Annotated in this window: 19 protein-coding genes; 7 read left to right on the top strand and 12 right to left on the bottom strand. The window is 72.4% G+C overall.

All coding sequences use genetic code 11. From position 1 onward, the window contains the following. Positions 1–162 precede the first annotated feature (162 nt). On the bottom strand, positions 163–1,557 hold the full coding sequence (locus BCF74_RS12645; RefSeq protein ID WP_106298368.1) for an HAD-IB family hydrolase: 1,395 nt from the start codon (positions 1,555–1,557) through the stop codon (positions 163–165). Positions 1,558–1,663: 106 nt separating this feature from the next. Between BCF74_RS12645 and BCF74_RS12640 the strand changes: the two genes are divergently transcribed. Both BCF74_RS12640 and BCF74_RS12635 read left to right on the top strand, forming a co-directional pair. Beyond that, entirely contained in the window at positions 1,664–2,476 is an 813-nt protein-coding gene (locus BCF74_RS12640; RefSeq protein ID WP_106298367.1) for a patatin-like phospholipase family protein, read from the top strand. 19 nt (positions 2,477–2,495) lie between these two features. Beyond that, positions 2,496–3,557: a 1-acyl-sn-glycerol-3-phosphate acyltransferase gene (locus tag BCF74_RS12635; RefSeq protein ID WP_170070239.1), complete on the top strand. Its 1,062-nt coding sequence runs from the start codon at positions 2,496–2,498 to the stop codon at positions 3,555–3,557. A gap of 162 nt (positions 3,558–3,719) precedes the next feature. Here the strand turns inward: BCF74_RS12635 and BCF74_RS17375 are convergent, their stop codons facing one another. Together BCF74_RS17375 and BCF74_RS12630 are read right to left on the bottom strand one after the other, a co-directional pair. After that, entirely contained in the window at positions 3,720–3,896 is a 177-nt protein-coding gene (locus tag BCF74_RS17375; RefSeq protein ID WP_170070238.1) for a hypothetical protein, read from the bottom strand. A gap of 168 nt (positions 3,897–4,064) precedes the next feature. Continuing rightward, the gene (locus BCF74_RS12630) at positions 4,065–4,628 is read right to left on the bottom strand and encodes a CGNR zinc finger domain-containing protein (protein ID WP_106298318.1); all 564 of its coding nucleotides are present in this window, start codon (positions 4,626–4,628) and stop codon (positions 4,065–4,067) included. 97 nt (positions 4,629–4,725) lie between these two features. Here BCF74_RS12630 and BCF74_RS12625 point away from each other — a divergent pair, with 97 nt between their 5' ends. After that, entirely contained in the window at positions 4,726–5,349 is a 624-nt protein-coding gene (locus BCF74_RS12625; protein ID WP_106298317.1) for a LysE family translocator, read from the top strand. Positions 5,350–5,600: 251 nt separating this feature from the next. On the opposite strand, the gene pheA is transcribed toward BCF74_RS12625, so the two are convergent. The 3 genes from pheA to BCF74_RS12610 are packed head-to-tail and all read right to left on the bottom strand — an operon-like array spanning position 5,601 to position 8,338. Then, on the bottom strand, positions 5,601–6,566 hold the full coding sequence (gene pheA, locus BCF74_RS12620) for a prephenate dehydratase (protein ID WP_106298316.1): 966 nt from the start codon (positions 6,564–6,566) through the stop codon (positions 5,601–5,603). After that, positions 6,563–6,979 (bottom strand): DUF4446 family protein, encoded by a 417-nt coding sequence (locus BCF74_RS12615; RefSeq protein WP_106298315.1) that lies wholly within the window; start codon positions 6,977–6,979, stop codon positions 6,563–6,565. Before BCF74_RS12615 ends, pheA begins: the two co-directional genes overlap by 4 nt. A 36-nt stretch (positions 6,980–7,015) precedes the next feature. Continuing rightward, on the bottom strand, positions 7,016–8,338 hold the full coding sequence (locus BCF74_RS12610) for a glycosyltransferase 87 family protein (protein WP_245889339.1): 1,323 nt from the start codon (positions 8,336–8,338) through the stop codon (positions 7,016–7,018). 220 nt (positions 8,339–8,558) lie between these two features. Here BCF74_RS12610 and BCF74_RS12605 point away from each other — a divergent pair, with 220 nt between their 5' ends. Beyond that, entirely contained in the window at positions 8,559–10,763 is a 2,205-nt protein-coding gene (locus tag BCF74_RS12605) for a hypothetical protein (protein WP_106298313.1), read from the top strand. Positions 10,764–10,951: 188 nt separating this feature from the next. Here BCF74_RS12605 and BCF74_RS12600 read toward each other — a convergent pair whose 3' ends face one another. The 6 genes from BCF74_RS12600 to BCF74_RS12575 all read right to left on the bottom strand — a co-directional run bounded on the left by BCF74_RS12600 (position 10,952) and on the right by BCF74_RS12575 (position 17,575). Further along, entirely contained in the window at positions 10,952–12,448 is a 1,497-nt protein-coding gene (locus BCF74_RS12600) for an MptA/MptB family glycosyltransferase (RefSeq protein ID WP_106298312.1), read from the bottom strand. After that, positions 12,429–13,268 carry a glycosyltransferase gene (locus BCF74_RS12595; protein WP_106298311.1) on the bottom strand — a complete coding sequence of 280 codons (840 nt, stop codon included), beginning with the start codon at positions 13,266–13,268 and terminating at the stop codon, positions 12,429–12,431. The genes BCF74_RS12600 and BCF74_RS12595 overlap by 20 nt, the downstream gene beginning before the upstream one ends. Further along, on the bottom strand, positions 13,265–14,158 hold the full coding sequence (locus tag BCF74_RS12590; protein ID WP_170070237.1) for a DUF5926 family protein: 894 nt from the start codon (positions 14,156–14,158) through the stop codon (positions 13,265–13,267). The genes BCF74_RS12595 and BCF74_RS12590 overlap by 4 nt, the downstream gene beginning before the upstream one ends. A 75-nt stretch (positions 14,159–14,233) precedes the next feature. Beyond that, a complete protein-coding gene (locus tag BCF74_RS12585; protein ID WP_106298310.1) occupies positions 14,234–14,731 on the bottom strand; it encodes an ATP-binding protein in 498 nt (165 codons plus the stop codon). 33 nt (positions 14,732–14,764) lie between these two features. Then, positions 14,765–15,598, bottom strand: a complete 834-nt coding sequence (locus BCF74_RS12580; protein ID WP_218279268.1) for a glycerophosphodiester phosphodiesterase family protein — start codon at positions 15,596–15,598, stop codon at positions 14,765–14,767. A gap of 318 nt (positions 15,599–15,916) precedes the next feature. After that, positions 15,917–17,575, bottom strand: coding sequence for an acyl-CoA dehydrogenase family protein (locus BCF74_RS12575; protein WP_106298308.1), 1,659 nt, complete (start codon positions 17,573–17,575; stop codon positions 15,917–15,919). Between the two features lie 73 nt (positions 17,576–17,648). Between BCF74_RS12575 and BCF74_RS12570 the strand changes: the two genes are divergently transcribed. Genes BCF74_RS12570 through BCF74_RS12560 form a run of 3 tightly spaced genes read left to right on the top strand, consistent with a single transcriptional unit; the run spans position 17,649 to position 19,484 of the window. Continuing rightward, on the top strand, positions 17,649–18,362 hold the full coding sequence (locus BCF74_RS12570; protein WP_106298307.1) for a PaaX family transcriptional regulator C-terminal domain-containing protein: 714 nt from the start codon (positions 17,649–17,651) through the stop codon (positions 18,360–18,362). A gap of 55 nt (positions 18,363–18,417) precedes the next feature. Further along, a complete protein-coding gene (locus BCF74_RS12565) occupies positions 18,418–18,897 on the top strand; it encodes an RNA polymerase sigma factor (protein WP_106298365.1) in 480 nt (159 codons plus the stop codon). Then, the gene (locus BCF74_RS12560) at positions 18,894–19,484 is read left to right on the top strand and encodes a methylated-DNA--[protein]-cysteine S-methyltransferase (protein ID WP_106298306.1); all 591 of its coding nucleotides are present in this window, start codon (positions 18,894–18,896) and stop codon (positions 19,482–19,484) included. Before BCF74_RS12565 ends, BCF74_RS12560 begins: the two co-directional genes overlap by 4 nt. Positions 19,485–19,523 lie beyond the last annotated feature (39 nt).

Raw genomic sequence — 19,523 nt, 5'->3', positions numbered from 1 at the left:
CGACAACGGTATGCCGTCCCGCCGACTTCCCGGCACCGTCATCCACAAGCGCCCGGCACCTCACCCCCCGACCCCGACTTATTGCGCACAGTTCGCACGCTCCCTGGCACTCGTATGCGAACTATGCGCAATAAGTCGGGGGACGCGGCCCGGGGTCAGACGTCAGGGATGGCTGGGGAGGCTGCCGCCGGGGTAGGTGGTGCGCAGCTCGGTCTCGGTGGGCGTATGCCGGGTGCGCGCCTCCTCGGGGAGCAGGCCCGCGATCGCGGCCATGATCCGCTTCGTGTCGGCGGTGGCGGAGCGATACTTCAGCTCCACCGGCTCGCCGACGCGCACCCGCACCGTCGGCGGGTCCCAGAGCCGGAGCAGGTTCGGCATCGAAGACGAGCGCGGCCACACCTTCTCCGTGCCCCACAGCCCGACAGGGATGACCGGCGCGCCACTCAGCGCCGCGAGCCGCGCCGCCCCGGTCTTGCCACGCAGCACCGGGTCGAAGAAGGCCTCACCGCGCGGGATCGTCCCCTGCGGCGTCACCCCGACGACCTCACCACCCTCGAGCGCGAGCGCCGCCATGTCATACGACTCGAGCCCGCCCCCGCCGCGGTCCACCCGGATCCCGCCGATCGCGGTGAACAGCGACCCGAGCACCGGAACGTCGAACAGCTCCTTCTTGCCGAGGAACCGCACCGACCGACCGGACTGCCGCACGACCTGCGCCATGGCGACGAGGTCGAAGTAGCTGCGGTGGTTCACGGCGAGGATGGCCGGCCCGTGACGCGGGATGTTCTCGACCCCGGCGATGTCGAAGCGCGCCGCCGGGAAGAACGTCGAGCGCAGCGCCTCGAGCGCGAGCCGCTGGAGCTCCACCCCGACGACCGGCACCTTGAGCACACCCGGCGACACGTCGAAGTGCACGATCGGCCAGCGCCGCGCGACGGCATACAGGGTCAACCGCGGGTCGGGGTTGACCGCCGCGGGACGGCCCACCGCCTCGAGGAGCGGCACGTCATAGATGCTGTCGGAGTAGGCGAAGCTCTCGGCGAGGTCGATGTCGTGCCGCTCCGCATAGTGGCGGACGGCGGCGAGCTTGCCCGTCGACCAGACGAACGGCCCGCGGATCGACCCGTCGAAGCGGCCGTCCTCGCGGGTGCCGTAGCGGGTCGCGATGACGTCATCGAAGCCGAGCCGGTCCGCGAGCGGCGCGATGAGGTGCTTCGGGGTCGTCGTGGCCATGACGACGCGGCGACCCTCGGCGTGGTGCTGCTCGATGAGGGCGAGGGCGAAGGGGTGGATGAGCTCGGCGATGACCTCTGCGGCGTTGAGGGCGGCCTGGTCGAAGCTCGTCGCGTCCTTGCCGCGCGCGACGACAGTGGCCTGCCGGGCGAGCGCGATCGACGGCAGCGTCTCGCCGAGGACGTCGAAGATCGTGAAGAGCGCCTTCTGGCCGGGCAGCTCGCGGGGCACGAGGCCGAGGTCGAGCATCGCCTGCGACAGGTGCGGCCCGGTGCCGCCGCGCAGGATCGTCCGGTCGAGGTCGAAGAACGCGGCGCCGGGCATGGCGTTCACTGTATGAGGCCCGCTCGCCGCCCGCGCCCCTCTCGCCTTTCCCACGCCGCGGCTTCCCGGTCGAGGCGAGCGGTCGGCGGGTTCTAGGGTGGTCGGCATGACGACGGCGTTCGTTCTCGGCGGCGGCGGGGTGCTCGGCACGACCCAGATCGGCATGCTGCGCGCCCTTGCCGAGCAGGGGATCCGCCCCGACGTCGTCCTCGGCACGAGCATCGGCGCCCTCAACGGGGCCTTCGTCGCGGCCAACCCGTCGGTCGAGGGCATCACCGCTCTCGCCGACCTGTGGCGGGCGATGGGGTCGAGCGGGATCTTCCTCGAGAACCCGATGCGCTCGGCCGCGCGGATCGCCCGGTTCCGCACGCACATCCTGTCGAGCAAGCCACTGCGCAAGGTCATCGACGAGCACCTGCCGGTCGACACGTTCGAGGAGCTCGACGTCGACTTCCAGTGCGTCGCCGCGTGCATCGAAACCGCTGACGCGCAATGGTTCTCGAGCGGCGAGCTCGTCGACCCGGTCATCGCCTCGTGCACCGTGCCGGGGCTGTTCCCGCCGGTCGTCATCGACGGTCGGCACTACCTCGATGGCGGTCTCGTGCACTCGATCCCGGTCGGCCGGGCTGTCCAGCTCGGGGCGGACCGGATCTTCGTGCTCCAGGTCGGGCGCGTGGAGCAGCCGCTGACGCCGCCGCGTCGCCCGTGGGAGGTGGGGATCGTCGCGTTCGAGATCGGGCGTCGACACCGGTTCGTCCACGAGATGGCCGAGATCCCGGACGACGTCGAGGTGCACGTGCTGCCCAGTGGCGCGCCGGAGACGCCGTCTGTCGCCATCGGCTACGGCCGCACCTCGCGCCTCACGGCGCGTGCCGAGCAGGCGTATGCCGCGTCGTCGGCCTACCTCGCCGACCTCTAGACCGGCATACGCTCGCTCCATGGGTCTCGCCGCCATCCCGAAGCCGCCGAAGCTGGCGCGGCGGGCGCTCGCCGTTGCCTGGCCGGTCGGGGCGGCGGCGCTCACCGGCCTCGCGGCACCGGTCATCGTCGCGGGCGCGTTCCACTCGTTCGTCGACAAGCGCGCACGGCTGTTCCGGGTGAGCTGCCTCGGGGTCGGGCTCGTCTGGGTCGACGTCCGCATGCTCATGGAGTGCTGGAAGCTCTCGCTCCGGGCGCGCGGTGAGGCGAGCCCGACGTGGGAGGAGGACCACGAGCAGGTCTTCCTCGCCGGGCTCAACCGGGCGATGATCCTCGCCAAGCGCTGGGTCGGGTTCGAGGTCGTCCTCGACGGGCGGATGCACTTCGGCACCGAGGGGGCGCCGCTCATCGCGTTCGCCCGGCACGCCGGACCGGGCGACTCGCTCGCGCTGGCCTGGTTGCTCGGTCACACGGCTGGCCGGATGCCGAAGATCGTTCTCGCAGAAGCACTTCGGTGGGACCCGACCGTCGATGCGCTGCTGACGCGGATGCGCTCCTACTTCGTCCCGTCACGCAGTGGGGCCGGCGACGACCGGACCGCGGGAGTGCGCGCGCTGGCCGAAGGTCTCGACGGCGACGACGTGCTCCTGCTCTTCCCGGAAGGCCAGAACTTCTCCTTGCGCCGGCGCCGCGACCTCATCGACCGGCTGCGTGAAGCCGGGCACGAGCTGCGGGTGCGCCGCGCGCTCCAGCTCTGGAACACGTTGCCCCCGAAGACCCGGGGCGTCATCGCCAGCCTCGAGGCCCGCCCCGATGCCGACGTCATGATCGTCGGGCACGCCGGGTTCGGCCGGCTCACGACGCCGGCGGAGATCTGGGACGCGATCCCGTTCACCGGGCGGCCGTTCCTCGTGCGCACGCAGACGTACGCCGGGTCGCAGGTGCCGAACGACGCCGCGGGGATCGAGGCGTGGATCGACGAACGGTGGGACGACATCGACGCCTGGGTCACGGCATACGAAGGCGGTCCAGAGCCCGCAACGGGCTTGTCGAGCACTCAGCACTCGGCCCCTCGCACCTGAGGCGACGCTCGGTGCATCGGTCGGGTTCACACTCAGGTCTTGACCCGTACTGTGGAACGGCCCAGTGGTGTTCCAGAGTACGGGTCAAGACCCAAGCACTGGAAGGACACGCACGACGAAGCGCCGAACCGTGGGCGCTTCGTCTTCAGCGGGCGGCCTCCGCTAGGCCGAGTCAGCGCCCCGGTCGGCGCCCGACACCGCCATCGTGAGGTTGGCGCCCAGAACCATCGAGGCGGCCACGAGACCAGCGACCGGCCACCAGTCCAACCCGTCCTCCTCAAGACGTCCCACCATCAGCACCATGAACGCGAGCGGAGGGAGGCACCTCAGCCACGCCATCGCGCGAGGGTGCCGTTCGGACCACGTCGGAGGGTCCTCCCGCGGCGGGTGGACCGCATTCTCCATCGGTGGCATCGCGTCCATGCCCGCAGCCTACGGCGCCGGCCCGTGCGACCAGCGGCCCAGCTGGACTATCCCCGGCGCAGCGCACCTCCGCGCACACCCGCTTCAGCCGCGACCCTCACGCTGCCTGGCCCGGAAGCGCGCCTTCTTCTCCCGGTTGCCGCACGTGTTCATGTCGCACCAGCGGCGGCTGCGGCTCTGGCTCGTGTCCAGGAAGGCCGCCCGGCACGTCGGTGACGCGCAGAGCGCGAGCCTGCCGTCGCGGTCGCCGGTGAGCAGGCTGATGGCGTCGGCCGCGATGACCGCCAGCGCGTCGTCCACGGAGGACGACGGCAGAACCCAGTGCCGAGTGCCGTCCGGGGCCAGTCGCGCGTGAGCCCGGCCACCAGCGCCGCGGTCATTGATGATCCGGCGGTCAGCCGCCCTCACGGCCGCGCCCTGCGCCACCTGCGTCGCGGCACGGTGGATGGCTTCGCGCAGGCCGCGGGCGAGCCGCAGCTCGGCCGCGGAGCACGACGACACGGCAAGGCCCTGCTCGGCGAACCAGTCCATCAACCGCTGCGGAGTCGGGATCCGCTCCACGGGCTCCCCCCGGCGCTCGGACAGGGTGCCGGTGAACGTGGTCGCGAGCACGTTGCCCGAACGAAACGGGGGTGGCTCATCGCTCATGGAACCATCTTAGGCGGTTGCGCCCTCCCGCCTCCCGATGTAGAACCGTCTTAGACGGTTCCCCATGTCGCGGAACGATGCTGGAGAGGAGGAGGCGATGGTTGACCTCACCGTGCTGCCGGGATTCGTGGCGGTCATCCTGGTGTTCCTCGCACCGCCCGGACCCGACATGGCGTTCATGATCGCCGTGGGGCTCGAGAGCGGTCGTCGGCCTGCGGTGGCCGCGATTCTCGGCATCGGGACGGGGATGAGCGTGTATGCCCTGGCCGTCGTGATGGGGGTTGCCCAGCTCGCCGAGTCCCACCCGACGGCCCTCGACGCGGTGAAGCTCGTCGGCGCGGCCTACCTCGCGTGGCTCGCGTGGGTGACCCTGCGCAAGGCCCATGAGCGCACGACGGTCGCCGAGGTGGCGGCCCCCCGCCCCGGCAGCCCCTATCGACGCGGGGTCATCGTCAGCCTCACCAACCCGAAGGTGATCCTGTTCTTCCTCGCGGTGCTGCCGCAGTTCGTGGGCACGGCCCAGAGCACCCGCGTCCAGCTCGCCATGCTCGGCGCCGTCAACGTCGCGAGCGAGGTCGTGCTCTACGGCTCCATCGGCGTCCTCGCCGGCGCCTTCCATGCGCGGTTCCTGCGCTCGGCGCGATCCGCCTCCGTCCTGCACTACGCAGCGGGCATCGTCTACCTCGTCCTCGCCAGCGTCATCGCGGCCGGCGCCCTGTGACCCGGACCTGTCCCCACCCGGTTCCCCACCGAGCGCCGACTCCCCCGTCCCTCGCAGCGAACCCGCCGACGAGCCGCCTGGCCGCTGGGCCGCTGGGCCCGTCGTCGAACACTCTGATCTTGCGTCGTCCTTTGGGCCACTCGGAGTCAGGGTGGCCCAAAGGACGACGCAAGATCAGAGCACCGGGCGCGGAAACGTTGCGCACGCCGTCTCCCGGACACGGATCGCGCCCGAGCACACCGAACGACGGACTACCCCCGGCGCAGCGACGTCAGCCAGGCGCGCGCGCCGGCGAAGTCCTCGTCGGTCGTCAGCGGCGCTACCTCGACCTGCGCCCCGTCCTCGCGCGGGTAGGACCCGAGGAAGCGCACCTCCGCACACACCCGCTTCAGCCCCATGAGCGCCTCGCCGACCCGCTCGTCCCACACATGCCCCTCGAAGTCGATCGAGAAGCAGTAGGACCCGAGCGACTCCTTCGTCGGCCGCGACTCCAGGCGCGTCATGTTGATGCCGCGCACCGCGAACTGCTCCAGCAGCTCGAGCAGCCCACCGGCCCGGTCGTCGCGCTGGAAGAGCATGACCGTCGTCTTGTCCGCCCCGGTCCGCTCCGGCAGCGCCCCCGGTCGCGCCACGAGGACGAACCGGGTCACCGCCCCGACCCGGTCCCCGATGTCGGTCGCGAGGACCGTCAGCCCGTGGTTCGTCGCCGCCACCGGGGCACAGACGGCGGCGTCGTATGCCGCGCGCCCACCGTCGCTCCCGCCCGCGTCTCCCAGCCCGGCCGCGGCAGCGGCCGTGGACAACGTCGGGACGTACGTCGCCGCTGGAAGGTGAGCGTCCATCCAGCCGCGGACCTGCGCCCACGCGTGCGAGTGGGTGCCGACCGAGCGCACGTCCGCGAGCGGCATACCGGCGCGGGCAGCCAGCACGAACGTGATCGGCACGTTGACCTCGCCGGTGACGACGAGCGGGTCACCGGACGCGAGCGCATCGAGCGTCGCGGACACGCCACCCTCGACGGAGTTCTCGATCGGCACCATCGCGGCGTCGATCTCACTGCGGCGCAACGCATCCAGCGCCTGGTCGACCGACCCGAACGGCACCTGCTCACCGGTTCCGGCCGCATCCGGACCGTCCTCGTGCGCCGTCACCCATGACTGCAGCGCCATCTGGGTGAAGGTCCCCTCCGGCCCGAGGTAGCCATACCGCGTCGTCATCGCTGCCGCCCCGTCCGTGCCGCGCTCAGCGCCTGCTGCTCCTCCGGGGTGAGGGTCGCGTCCGAGCCGCCGTCGGTGATCCCCTTGGCATAGGTGCGGGACTCCCCGCGCGCGTGGATAGACGACAGCACGACCCCGTCACCCTGGTCGTCGACGATCGCCGCGCTGAAGCTCAGCCGGCCGCCCATGTCCCCGAACGCGTCATAGCGGACCACCGCGACGTGCCGCAGCGCCTGGCCGATGTCCGCGCGCAGCGCCGCGAGCTCCCCCGCCCCGACAGGCCGCTGCCGCTCGAGCTGGGCCACCCGCGCCCGCAACCGCAACACGGCGACGAGCAGCACGGCGAGCACCACCAGCGGCAGCAGGACGGTGAGGGCGAGCAGCAACCACTCGGCCCACGACGGCGCGAACATGCCCGCCAGCGTATGCCGTCCGCTCACCCCCGACGCTCAGGAGGGGAGCCCGCGCTCGTCGTAGCCCAAGATCTCGTCCTCGGAACGGTCATCAAGGACGGGACGACGGCGCCCTCGTTCGATGATCTCGTTGACGACGTACCGACGATCCGTTGGCATGTTCGCCATGGGCTGGCGGCGGCTCACCCACCAGAGCAGGCCGAGCGCGACGACCCCACCGGCGACGTCGGCATTCTGCAGCAGCCGCCCCGGCAGCTCCGGCCAGTCCGGATGGTTGAGCCACGAGATGCCCCACCACGGCATCCGCATGAGGAACCACGCCATGACGACGCCGGCCGCCACGAGACGCCCACGCACGAGCGGCCACCCACCGACGAGCGCCAGCACCACGACGACGATCCAGTGGAAGTGGTGGATCCACGCGACCGGAGAGCAGAGGCACGCGAGCATCCCGACGGTCGCGACCTCGCCCACCGAGTCGCCGCGCAGATAGAACCGCCGCGCCACGGCATACCCGAACACTGCGACGCCGAGGGCCAGCACCAGCCACAGCACCGTGCCCGCGGTCCCGTCCGGCCCGACCCGCAGCAGCAGCCCGCGCAGCGACTGGTTCGACGTCCCGAAGTTCGGCCCGAGCCGCGTCGGGTCCTGCAGCGCCCCGCCCCAGAACGCGAACGACGCCTCCGGCAGCAGCACCCACGACCCGAGGGTCACCCCGACCGCGGTCCCGACCGCCGTCGCCGCCTCGCGCCATCGGCGGTTGACGAGGTAGTGGATGACGAACACCCCGGGCGTCAGCTTGACCGACATCGCCAGCCCGACGAGCACGCCGGCCGGCACCCGCGCGAGCAGCCGCGGCCGCGGGCGACGCAGGTCCATGAGGCACGCGAGCACCATGAACGCGTTGACCTGACCGAACCGGATCCCGTCCGACACCGGGTGCAGCCACAACATCGGCGCGACGACCACGGCGAGCGCGAGGGGCGCCCACCCGCCGGCGCGCGTCCACAGCCGCCACCCGGCATACCAGACGATCGCCGTCGTGGCCGCGACCTGCGCCGCGGTCCACAGCCACGCGGCCACCTCGAACGGCACCCACGCGAGCGGCAGCGCGAGCAGCGCCGCGAACGGCGGGTACGTGAACGGCAGCAGCTGCGGCGCCTCGGTCATCGCCGAGTAGATCGGCCGACCGGTGAGGATCGACACCCCCGCCTCGCGGTAGACCTCGACGTCGACCTGCCACTGGTCCATCGGCCAGAAGACGAGATAGCGCAACACGACCGGCGTCGCCGCGAGCGCAATGACGACGACGGCGAGCGGCCACAGCCAGCGGGCACGCGGCGGGTTCGTCGGGGTCACGGTGCCCATTGTCCCCGTATGCCGTCCGCGCGCCTCCCCCGGCGGCGCGCGTGTCCCAGCCGGGCCGGCCCGCGTGTCCCAGCCGGGCCGGCCCGCGTGTCCCAGCCGGGCCGGCCCGCGTGTCCAGCCGGGCTGGTTGGCGCCGGCCTTCACACCTTCTCCAGCCGGCACCCACGGCCTCGGCAGGCCACCCACACGTGGCCCGCCTAGGATCCAGCCCATGACTCGTCGAGCCCTGGCTGCGCTGTTCGTCGCCGTCGTGGCGGTTCTCGGCATCGGGGGATGGGCCATCGGCGCCTCGGGCAGCACGGCCAGCGTGCCCGGCTCCGCGGCCGCCCATCGAGCCGGCACCCCGGACCCCTTCGGGGCCACCGTGCTCATCGGCACGGGCGGCATCACCTGGACCGACGTGTCCAAGGAAAAGACGCCGAACCTCTGGACGCTCCTGCGCGACGGCTCGAGTGCGGCGATGTCGGTGCGCTCCGTCGAGACCAACACGTGTCCCGTCGACGGCTGGCTGGGGCTCTCGGCGGGGACGCGCGCCTCCGCTCCGCGCACCGGGAAGGGGTCTCCCCAGCAGCGCCCGTGCCCACCCGTGGCGGAGCCGAAGGGTGGCGAGGTCGCGAACTGGGAGACGTACGTGCAGTCCGCGCAGTCGCGCAAGTTCGACGCCCGGCTCGGCCTGCTCGGTGAGGCTGCGGCGAAGTCCGACGTGTGCATCAAGCCCGTCGGTCCGGGCGCCGCCATCGCGGCCGCCATGCCCGAGGGCACCGTCGACCGCTGGTCGCCCTACTCGGACGAGAACCTCCTCGTCGACATGAACACCTGCCCCGTGACGATCGTCGACGTCGGCAGTGTGCGCGACCCCGACGACGTCGCCGAGGGCGAGCAGGTGCCGACCCAGTCGCGCGAGCAGCAGATCGCCACCGTCGACAAGCGCATCGGTGACGTCATCGCGGCCGCACCGGGTGGCGCCGACTTCATCGTCGCGAGCCTGTCCGACGCCGGCGTGACCGAGCGCCTCCGGCTCGTCGTCGCTCGCGGACCCAACTTCGGCTCGGGCGTGCTGCTGTCGCACTCGACCCGCCAGCCCGGCCTCGTCCAGTCCCAGGACCTGCCGGTCACCCTCATGGACATCACCGGGATCACGAAGCCGAGCGGCCTCGGCGGTGCCGCGATGACGAGCGAGTCGGCGCCGGACAACTCCGAGAAGCGGGCCGCGGACCGGCTCCAGTCCCTCGTCGACTATGACCTCGCGAGCCACGAGGTGCACAGCCTCGTCCCGCCGTTCTTCAACGGGTTCGCCTACGGCCAGCTCGTCATCTATCTCCTCGTCCTGCTCGTCTGGAAGGGCAAGATCGGCACCGACGACACCCGCCGCCGAGTCCTCGGCGTCGTGCGCGTCGTCGCGGTCGCCGCCGCGGCCGTGCCCGCCTCGACGTTCCTCGCGAACCTGCTGCCCTGGTGGCGCTTCCCGATCCCGATGATCTCGATCGTCGCCGCAGTGGGCGTCTTCGTCGCCCTCATCGCGTATGCCGCGCTGCGCGGCCCGTGGGGCGGTGCGGCTCTGGGCCCGCTCGCCTTCGTCGCGGCGGTGACGATGGCCGTCCTCGCCGGAGACGTCATCACCGGATCCCGGCTCCAGCAGTCCTCCCTCATGGGCCTGCAGCCCGTCGTGGCCGGACGGTTCTACGGCATGGGCAACGTGACGTTCGCGCTCTTCGCGACGTCGGCACTGCTCCTCGCGACTGCCGTCTCGAGCGTGCTCGTCCGGGCGGGTCGGCCACGGGTCGCGGCGCTGGCCGTGCTCGTCCTCGGCATCGGCACCGTCATCGTCGACGGGGCGCCCTTCTGGGGCGCCGACGGCGGCGGTCCACCAGCCCTCATCCCCGGCATCGCCTACCTCGTGCTCGCCATCCTCGGCATCGCGATGACCTGGCAGCGGGTCCTGCTCATCGGGCTCGGGTCAGCCGGGCTCTTCCTCGGAGTCGCGTTCCTCGACTGGCTGCGCGCGCCGAGCGAGCGCACCCACCTCGGCAACTTCATCCAGGCGATCATCGACGGCAACGCGCTCGACATCGTGCAGCGCAAGGCCCAGCAGAACTGGGACATCCTCACCGGCAACGCTCCCCTCACCCTGCTCGTCCCGGCGGCCCTGATCTTCGTGATCTACGTGCTGGCGCGGCCGACGTCGTGGGGGTCGAAGGGCCTGGCCAAGTCGTTCGAGAAGGCGCCGACGCTGCGCTCGGGACTCATCGCGGTCGTCATCACCCTGACGGTCGGGTTCCTCATCAACGACTCGGGGACGGCGATCCCGGCCGTCGGCGCGACGGTGGCGGTGCCGCTCATCGTCAGCGTCGTCGTGCGCAACCTCGAGGAGGACCTGCGCGCGGTGGCGCCCACCCGCCGCGCCCGCCGCGCCTGACCCCCGGCGCCGTCCCGATCTCACCCAATTGGACAGTTAGGGACAGCCGCGCCGGTATGCCGTCCGCTCACCCCCCGTCCCGATCTCACCCAATTGGACAGTTGGGGACACCCCGTCCCGATCTCACCCAATTGGACGGTTGGGGACAGCCGCGCCGGTATGCCGCGCGCTCACCTCCCGTCCCGATCTCACCCAATTGGACGGTTCGGGACGCCGGGAGCCCGCGGTCGCGCGCGTAAGGCGGCCACGACGACCCCGGCCCACACGGCCAGCAGCAGCACCGGCGCGACCTCCTTGCGCACCGTCATCGTCACCGCCTCGACACCGGGTGTCATGCCGAGGACGCGCCCCGGGGTGTAGGCGAACGACATCACCGTGAGCCGCGCGAGCAGCGCGAGCTCGACGAGCCCCACTCGGGCCACCCCGACCCCCGACACCACGGCAGGCAGTGCCGACCACACGAGCACGTCGTACCAGGGCAGCGAGTACGCCGCCGCCAGCGCGTAGCCACCGCCGAGCACGACGACCCAGCGCAGCGCCCGCGCACCCTCCCCGTCACCACGGGGCGTCGTGAGCCGGGCGAGGCACACCGCGAACCCGACGGCCGCCAGCGCCGCGAGCACCGAGATGACCGACCGCACCGTGGGTCCGCCTCCGCCCACCTCGAGCAGCATCCGCCACGGCGAGGACAGCGCGACCGCCTTGGCCGACCGCCCGACCTGGTCGAACACGTGCGGTCCGGCCCACAGGTGCAGCACCCCCGCCACCAGCGCCGCAACGCCGATCATGACGGCACCGCGGGCGACCCGCCGTGACCGCAGGGCGAGCAGAATCGCAAGCAGCACAACGGCATACGTGAACTTCGACGACAACGCGAGCCCCCCGAAGGTGCCGGCGAGCACGGCGCCGCCGACGCCGGCATACCGCTGCACCGCCCACACGGCGCCGACGACGAACGCCGCCGCGAGCATGTCGACGTGCGCGCCGAGGACGCCGGTGGCGAAGACGAGCGGGTTGGCCGTCCAGAGGGCGTCGACCCGCCCTTCGTGGCCCGGCAGCAGCCGGCGCAGGCACCAGCGCACCGCCAGCCACGACGCGATGACGACGAGCTGCCACAGCCACACGGTCTCGCGCAGGTTGTCCCCGCCGACCAGCGAGCCGAGCCCATGGAGCAGGGTCGCGAACGGCCCGTAGACGCTCGGTTCCTCGCGCCACGGCGACTCGACGGCGCTGACGACGGGGTCGGCGTCACCGCGCCACGACACGGGTGAGACGAGCCACGGGTCGTCGCCGAGCGCGAGGATCCGCCCGTATGCCGCGTAGTTGACGTGGTCCGCCGACCCAAACGGTGTCGTCAGCGCCGCCGCGAGCGCGAGCCCGCCGACGACCGGCGTCGAGAGGGCGCGCATCCCCTGGCGCAGCGCGAGGACGACGCCTGCGGCGCCGAGCGCGTATGCCGTCCAGAGGGTCGCGGTGACCGCTGCCGGTGTGAGGGTGATCGGGAGGATGGTGCCCGGTGCCCAGCCGCGTGGGCCTAGATCGGGGGCGGCGGCGTGCGGGAGGGCGAGACCGACGACGAGCAGCAGCACGAACGCGACGGTGAGCAGCCCGCGACGGGTGAGCGTGGCTGCCTCACCCGTTGCCCGGTCCGCGCCGGGGGTGGCGTCAGAGGCGACGCGCGACACCGGGGGCCAGCTCGGTGAGGGCCTTGCGGGTGCGGCGCCAGGTGAGCGCGCGCCAGACGTCGCGGTACTGCTCGGCGCGGTGCAGCTGTCCGCGCCAGTCCGAGCCGGAGACGCGATGCTGGAGGTCGCACGGGACCTCCACGACCCGCATTCCGGCGGCGAGGACGTCGGTCGTGAGGCCGACCTCGACACCCCAGCCCGGGGCGAGGGGGCTCGCCGCCTCGAACGCCTCGGCGGTGAGGCAGCGCATGCCCGACAGGGGCTGGGTGGCGGTCCAGCCGGTGAGGTCCTCGATCCCGTCACGGGCGAGCCGGACGACGAAGCCGCGGCCACCGCCGGGGGTGCGCTGCGGCGGGAGGATCGCAATGGTCATGTCGGCCCGCCCCTCGAGGACCGGTGGGATGAGGACGCCGAGGTTGCTCGCCGAACCCTCCAGGTCACCGTCGACGAAGAGCAGGTGGCGCGGGCCTGCAGCGGCGCCACCCGCCCCGGTGCCACCCGCGCCGACGGCGCCACCCGCCTCGCCCGCGGCGCCCACGCCTCCCTCGCCCGACTCGAGCTCGCGCAGGTGACGGACGCCGGTCGTGAGCGCCGCGGCTTTGCCGAAGTTCTGGGCGTGCACGATGACGTCCGCGCCGGCGGCGTGCGCGGCCGCCGCAGTGTCGTCGGTGCTGCCGTCGTCGACGACGACGACCCGGTCGACGTGCTCGAGCCCGAGCACCGCCTCGACGGTGGCGACGATGCGCTCACCCTCGTCCTTGCACGGGATGATCGCCGCGACCGAGCGGGCGTCGGCGGCTGTCCCCGACGGCGCGGTCACCGCAGTGTGACCTGGCGGCTGAGCAGGCCGTTGCGGGCCCGACGCTCCTCCGCGGTGAGCTGGTCCGTGGAAGCCAGCGCGGCGGTATACCGCGTGCCGAACTGCGCGAGCGCGTCCTCGTGAGCGGCCGCCTCGGTGTCAGCGGGCACCTCGAGGACGGGGACGAGCAGGCCGCACGCCCGGAAGGCGCCGAGGAGGCGTGTGCCTTCACCGAGCGAGGACTCCCCGGCGGCGTGCATGCGCGCGAGCGCGTCGGTCGCGGTGTCCTCGTCCTCGGGGAGGACGACGCGGATGTAGGTGCGCTCGCCGATGCGGACCCAGTAGGCCGACGGCAGCGCCTCCATCCGCACGGTCGGGACGACGGACTCGTTGGCGCTGTCGAGGGAGGCCCGGCCCTCGTCGTCGAGCTCCTGGCCCTCGACCCAGAAGTCGAAGCCCTCGTGCACCGTCACCTCGAAGGGCGCGGTGGTGTCGATGAGGTCCTGCAGCCTCGGGGTGTCGGCGGTCGCGGCGGGCACGTGCTGGACGGCGCTGCCCGGCTCGGCGGCCGCGCCGGCGAGCAGCTGCGCGGCGAGGTCGCGGCTCGGGTCGCCGGTCGAGCTGCCGGCCTGGGTGCCGATGAGCACGGTGCCGTCGGCACGGTGCAGCGCCGGCCATGCCATCGGCAGGACCGTGGCGATGGTCGCGTCGGTGACGCCCTCGGGGGCGTGCTCGCCGGTGAAGGTCACGGGCGCGGTCGCCGCGGGCAAGATCTCGCGGATCGCGACCCAGTCCGTCTCGTTGGGCAGCCCCTCGAAGGGACGGCTCACGTAGGGGACGGCGGCGCTGCGCCTCTTGGCCGGTGCACCGGTGTCGTCGGTGGTCCTGCGTCGTCGCGAAGCCTTGCCCATGACCGCAACCCTACTGGCGCGTGTCCGCGCCGATCGACGGTATGCCGGGTGCGCGCTGCGCGCCGTGGCGTCGCCTCAGGTGGCGCGGCGCCGGCTCGGGCCGCCCATGGCGGCCCACACGGTCTGGGCGCCCTTGTCCTCGCCGACACCCCACTCGTGCGCGAGCGAACGGATGATGCGCAGTCCGCGGCCGCTCGTCACCCACAGCGAGGCGGGGGCGGGCTTGGGGACGGTGTCGCCACCGCCGTCGGTGACCTCGACCTCGACGACCTCGCCGCGGACCTTCCAGCGCACCCGCAGGCACCCGTCGGCGAGCGGGCGGGCGTGCCGGATGGCGTTGGTCATGAGCTCGGAGACGACGATCTCGGACTCGTCGATCGTGCCTTCGGCGATGTCGCGGGCGCGTAGGTCGGCGACGACGGCCTTGCGGACCCTGGCAACGGTCGACGGGCCCCACGGCACCCGGATGGTGCGCACCTGACCCTGCCCGACGGTGCCGCCGAACTCGTCGAGGTCACCGAGGCCCGGGAGGTCGGGATCGGCGGCCTTGCGGGACGCTGCGGGGCGAGTCACCCCGGGGATGCTAGGCGAGACGGTGATGGACCGCTAGCCGAGCAACCGGCGCTGGTCGCCACCGAGCTGGGCGAGCACGTCACGCGGCCGGTCGCTGATGAGCGCGTCGACGCCCGCCTCGACGCAGCGCTCGACGTCCTCCGGCGTGTTGACCGTCCACACGTACACGGTGTGTCCGCGCCGACGGTGCGCTTCGACGGCGGCCGGGTTGCGGCGGACGATGCGCATGTCGAGGCCGACGATGTCGATCCCCTTGGGCAGCGACCCGTCGAACGACAACCGCGGGGCAGCGTGGTCGATGAGATAGACGAGCGGCACCTGCGGCGCGAGGCCCTGCATCCGCTTGAGCGCCATGAGCGAGAACGACATGACGCGCACGTGCGGCAGCCCCGGGAGGTCCCCGGTCGTCAGGCCGAACTCGCGCAGCACCTGGACGAGCTGGCGCTCGACGAGACCGCCCCAGCGGGTGGGGTGCTTGGTCTCGATGAGGGTGAGCAGCTCCTGGCGCTGGTCGGTGAGGGCGTCGAGCAGGCGGCGCAGGGTGAGCAGCCGGCCGCGCTCGGGGTCACGGTCGGCCTGCTCGGTGCTGCTGCCGTCATCGAGCGTCTTCCAGCTCGCCCAGTCGAGTTCTTTGAGCCGGGCCAGCTCGAGGGTGGAGATGACCCCCGTGCCGTCACTGGTGCGGTTGGCGCGGCGGTCGTGGACGCAGACGAGGTGGTGGTCGGCGGTGAGCCGGACGTCGCACTCGACACCGTCGACGCCCGCCTCGAACGCGGTGGTGTAGGCCGCGAGGGTGTGTTCCGGCTGCTCGGCGCTCGCCCCGCGGTGGGCGATGACGAGGGGCCGCCCGGACGAGTTTCCCTGCACGCCCCCACTCTCGCACCCGCACCCCCACTGATTGCCGATTCCGTTCACCCCGACCGCACGGAACCAGCAACAAGTCGGCACTGATTGCCAGTTCCCGGCACCCCACACCCCACTGATTGCCAGTTCCCGGCACCCCATACCCCACTGATTGCGCACAGTTCGCACGCGAGCGCCAGCGAGCATGCGAACCGTGCGCAATCAGTGGCGCCTACGCCGGGTCGCGAGCGGACGGCATACGTCACGACCGAGCGAGCCACCACCTGGTCAACCGACCACGCATGGGTGCTCGGCTCACCGATCGGTGCCTCGCCGGGCGGCTCAGGCGGTCTCGGGGACCTTGGGGGTCGCGCGCTCGACGATGCGGCCGACGTCGACACCCGGCCCCAGCGTCCCGAAGACGTCACCGCGCTCCCCCGCGAGCCGGCTCGCGCAGAACGCATCCGCGACGGCCGGGTCCCCGTGGCGCACGAGCAGCGACCCCTGGAGCAGCGTCGCCATGTCACCGACGATGCGCCGCGCCCGGAACTGCATCGCGTCCTGGTCACCCGGGTCGAGCCCCAGCATCGTCCGCTCGAGCTCGGCCACCGCCGCGTCGTACCGCGGATCGGCACCCGTCGCCGACCGCAGCTCGTCGAGCAGCACCGCGACCGACTCCGGCTGGCGCGCCATCGCCCGCAGCGCGTCGAGGGCGGCGACGTTGCCGGACCCCTCCCAGATCGACATCAGCGGCGCCTCGCGGTAGAGCCGCGGCATCCGCGACTCCTCGACATACCCGTTGCCGCCCAGGCACTCGAGGGCCTCGGCCGCGTGGACGGGGCCGCGCTTGCACACGTGGTACTTCGTCACGGCCAGCCCGATCCGCCGCAGCAGCCCCGCCCGCTCATCCCCGCGCGCGCTCGCGTCCGTCAGCTCGGCGAGCCACAAGCCGACCGTCGTCGCGGCCTCGGCTTCGACGGCGAGGTCGGCGAGCACATTGCGCATGAGCGGCTGGTCGCTGAGCGGGCGACCGAAGGCGGTGCGGTATGCCGCGTGGTGGGCTGCCTGCGCGACGCCCGTGCGCATGAGGGTCGCCGTCCCGAGGACGCAGTCGAGCCGGGTCATGTTGACCATCTCGACGATCGTGCGCACTCCACGCCCCTCGTCGCCGACGCGCCACGCGAGCGTGCCGTCGTACTCGACCTCGCTGCTCGCGTTGGAGTGGTTGCCGAGCTTGTCCTTGAGCCGCTGCAGGGTGAAGGTGTTGCGCGTCCCGTCGGGCAGCACCCGCGGCACGAGGAAGCAGGTCAGCCCCTCCGGCGCCTGCGCGAGCGTGAGGAACAGGTCGGACATCGGTGCCGACGTGAACCACTTGTGCCCGGTGATCCGGTAGGTCCCGTCACCCTGCGGCAGGGCCGACGTCGTGTTGGCGCGCACGTCCGAGCCACCCTGCTTCTCGGTCATCGACATGCCGGCGATGAGCCCGCGCTTGGTCAGCGGAGCGCGCAGTCCGGGGTCGTATGCCGGTGCCGTGAGTAGTGGTTCGTATGCCGCCGCGAGCGCGGCGTCCGCACGCAACGCCGGCACCGCGGCATACGTCATCGAGATCGGGCACCCGTGGCCGGCGTCGACGTGCCCCCACACCGAGAACTTCACGGCGCGGATGAGGTGCGCGTGCGGACGCGGGTCCGCCCACGGCGCGGCGTGCAGGCCGTGCTCGACGGCGGTCTGCATGAGGCGGTGGTAGGCCGGGTCGTAGGCGACCTCATCGACGCGGTTGCCGTAGCGGTCGTGCGTCCTCAGCACGGGCGGGTGGGCCTCGGCGAGGTCACCCAGCTCGAGGGATTCGGCGGTGCCGGCGAGGGCACCGAGGGTGGTGATCTCCTCGACACCGCTGGCGTCCATGCCGGAGCGGGCGACCGTCTCGGCGATGACCGGGGCCTCGGCGGGGTTGGCGCCGACGAGCGGCGGGACCTGGTTCGTCACCTCGTGCGTGGACATGACCCGGACATTACATCCCGAGCAACACTCGACGCAAGAACGTAATAGGTCTGGCGTCGGTAGGGTGCCAGCGATGTCCTCGCCCCTGGTCCCGCCCGTCACGGCCCGTTCCGCCGTGCTCAGCCTGCTCCTGGGCGCCCACCCACCCTCACTGAGCGGACGCGACATCGTCACTGCCATGGGACTGTTCGGGATCTCCGAGGCGACCACCCGCGTCGCCCTGACCCGCATGGTCGCCAGCGGTGACCTCACCCGCGACGACGCGGTCTACACCCTCTCCGCCCGGCTCATCCAGCGTCAGCGCGATGCCCAGCCTCCGCAGCAGCGGCCGTGGGACGGGACCTGGGAGATGGAGGTCGTCACGACGACGGGACGCAGCCCAGCAGACCGGAGCGCCTTGCGCACGGACATGCGCCGTCGCCGCCTCGCCGAACTGCGTGAGGGCGTGTGGACCCGCCCCGCCAACCTCGAGCAGGACCCGGACGGCCCCCTCGACGAGGTGGTGACCCGATTCCGGGCGCAACCGCAGGAGGACCCCTCCGCCCTGGCGGCCCGCCTGTGGGATCTCGAGGCATGGGCGGCGCGCTGCCGGGCCTACCTCGACGCCCTGCGCGCGGCGCAGGACGACGGGACGCGCTTCTTCACGATGGTGGCCGCCGTGGGCCATCTCGGCACCGACCCCGCGCTCCCGCCCGAGCTCCTGCCTGCGGACTGGCCGGTCGACGAGCTCACGACGGTGTACGCCGACTACCGTGCCGAGCTCGACCAGCTGCGCTCCGGCGGCTGAGCGGTCGATTCCGCACGCCCACTCACAGGACCAGACGGCATACCGTTCCCTCATCGTGAGCCTGCCGCCGTTCCAGAGCCTCGTCGACGCCCACTGGCGCGACGTCGGCCGGCTCGCGCACGCCCTCGCCGGGCCCGACCTCGGCGACGACGTCGCGCAACAGGCGTGGACCCAGGCGCTTGCCGCCTATCCGCGGCTCACGTCGGCCCGCAACCTGCGGGGCTGGCTGCTCACGATCACCCACCGCTGCGCCATGGACGCCCACCGGGCGCGTCGGCGCACCGTCGCCCACGACGACCCGGCCTCGCTCACCGAGGCCCCCGTCGTGGCCGGGCCCACCGAACCCGACGCCGACCTCTGGGCGCGGGTCGCCGCCCTGCCCGAGCGACAGCGCGAGGCCGTCGTCCTCAAGTACGTCGGCGACCTCGACCACCACGCCGTCGCCGCCTCCCTGGGGACGACGCCGGCGATGAGCCGGCGCCTCGTCTCGGACGCGCTGGCGACCCTCCGACTCGACGCCGAGGAGCTGCGATGACCACGACGACCTGGAGCGACTTCGATCCGCCCGTGCGACCTCCGGTCCTGCCGGAGACCGATGTCTCGTATGCCGTGGAGGAGACCGCCGTGGGCCGGTTGCTGTTGGCGGTGCGCGCCGACGGACGGCTCGTCACGTCGGCGTACGTCCCGGACGACGACGCGGAAACCCACTGGTTGCAACGGGTTTCGGACGTCGTGTCACCGCGGGTGCTGCGACAGGCGCGACCACTCGACACCGCGCGACGCGAGCTGGCGGCCTACCTCGACGGTCGCGCGCGGCACCTCGAGACCCCCGTCGATCTCGCCCTCGCGAGCGCGTTCCAGCGAGAGGTGCTGGAGCAGCTCGCGGGGCGGGTCGGCTACGGCGAGACGACGACCTACGGCGCGCTCGCGGGTGAGATCGACCGGCCGCGTGCGTCCCGGGCGGTCGGGACGGCGCTCGGCGCGAACCCGCTGTGCCTGTTCGTGCCGTGCCACCGGGTGCTGCCCGCGGGCGGCGGGGTCACCGGCCGCGTCGGTGTCGGTGGGTATGCCGGTGGGCCGGCCGCGAAGGAGTTCCTCCTCCGTCTCGAGCAGCCTGACTGATCCAGAAAATGAAGGTGATGGGGGCAGGGGTGAGTGCTG

The sequence above is a fragment of the Knoellia remsis genome, from assembly GCF_003002895.1.
GTDB lineage: Bacteria > Actinomycetota > Actinomycetes > Actinomycetales > Dermatophilaceae > Knoellia > Knoellia remsis.
Note: the sequence above shows the minus strand (reverse complement) of the source record. Positions and strands in the feature narration are given on the sequence as shown.

Excerpts from the sequence above, each read along its gene's own strand:
- BCF74_RS12635 (WP_170070239.1), top strand. The coding sequence starts at position 2,496 with ATGGGTCTCGCCGCCATCCCGAAGCCGCCGAAGCTGGCGCGGCGGGCG.
- BCF74_RS12645 (WP_106298368.1), bottom strand. The coding sequence starts at position 1,557 with ATGCCCGGCGCCGCGTTCTTCGACCTCGACCGGACGATCCTGCGCGGC.
- BCF74_RS12575 (WP_106298308.1), bottom strand. The coding sequence starts at position 17,575 with ATGTCCACGCACGAGGTGACGAACCAGGTCCCGCCGCTCGTCGGCGCC.
- BCF74_RS12615 (WP_106298315.1), bottom strand. The coding sequence starts at position 6,979 with ATGTTCGCGCCGTCGTGGGCCGAGTGGTTGCTGCTCGCCCTCACCGTC.
- pheA (WP_106298316.1), bottom strand. The coding sequence starts at position 6,566 with ATGACGACGCGGTATGGCTACCTCGGGCCGGAGGGGACCTTCACCCAG.
- BCF74_RS12625 (WP_106298317.1), top strand. The coding sequence starts at position 4,726 with ATGGTTGACCTCACCGTGCTGCCGGGATTCGTGGCGGTCATCCTGGTG.
- BCF74_RS17375 (WP_170070238.1), bottom strand. The coding sequence starts at position 3,896 with ATGGCGTGGCTGAGGTGCCTCCCTCCGCTCGCGTTCATGGTGCTGATG.
- BCF74_RS12560 (WP_106298306.1), top strand. The coding sequence starts at position 18,894 with ATGACCACGACGACCTGGAGCGACTTCGATCCGCCCGTGCGACCTCCG.
- BCF74_RS12570 (WP_106298307.1), top strand. The coding sequence starts at position 17,649 with ATGTCCTCGCCCCTGGTCCCGCCCGTCACGGCCCGTTCCGCCGTGCTC.
- BCF74_RS12605 (WP_106298313.1), top strand. The coding sequence starts at position 8,559 with ATGACTCGTCGAGCCCTGGCTGCGCTGTTCGTCGCCGTCGTGGCGGTT.
- BCF74_RS12640 (WP_106298367.1), top strand. The coding sequence starts at position 1,664 with ATGACGACGGCGTTCGTTCTCGGCGGCGGCGGGGTGCTCGGCACGACC.
- BCF74_RS12630 (WP_106298318.1), bottom strand. The coding sequence starts at position 4,628 with ATGAGCGATGAGCCACCCCCGTTTCGTTCGGGCAACGTGCTCGCGACC.
- BCF74_RS12590 (WP_170070237.1), bottom strand. The coding sequence starts at position 14,158 with ATGGGCAAGGCTTCGCGACGACGCAGGACCACCGACGACACCGGTGCA.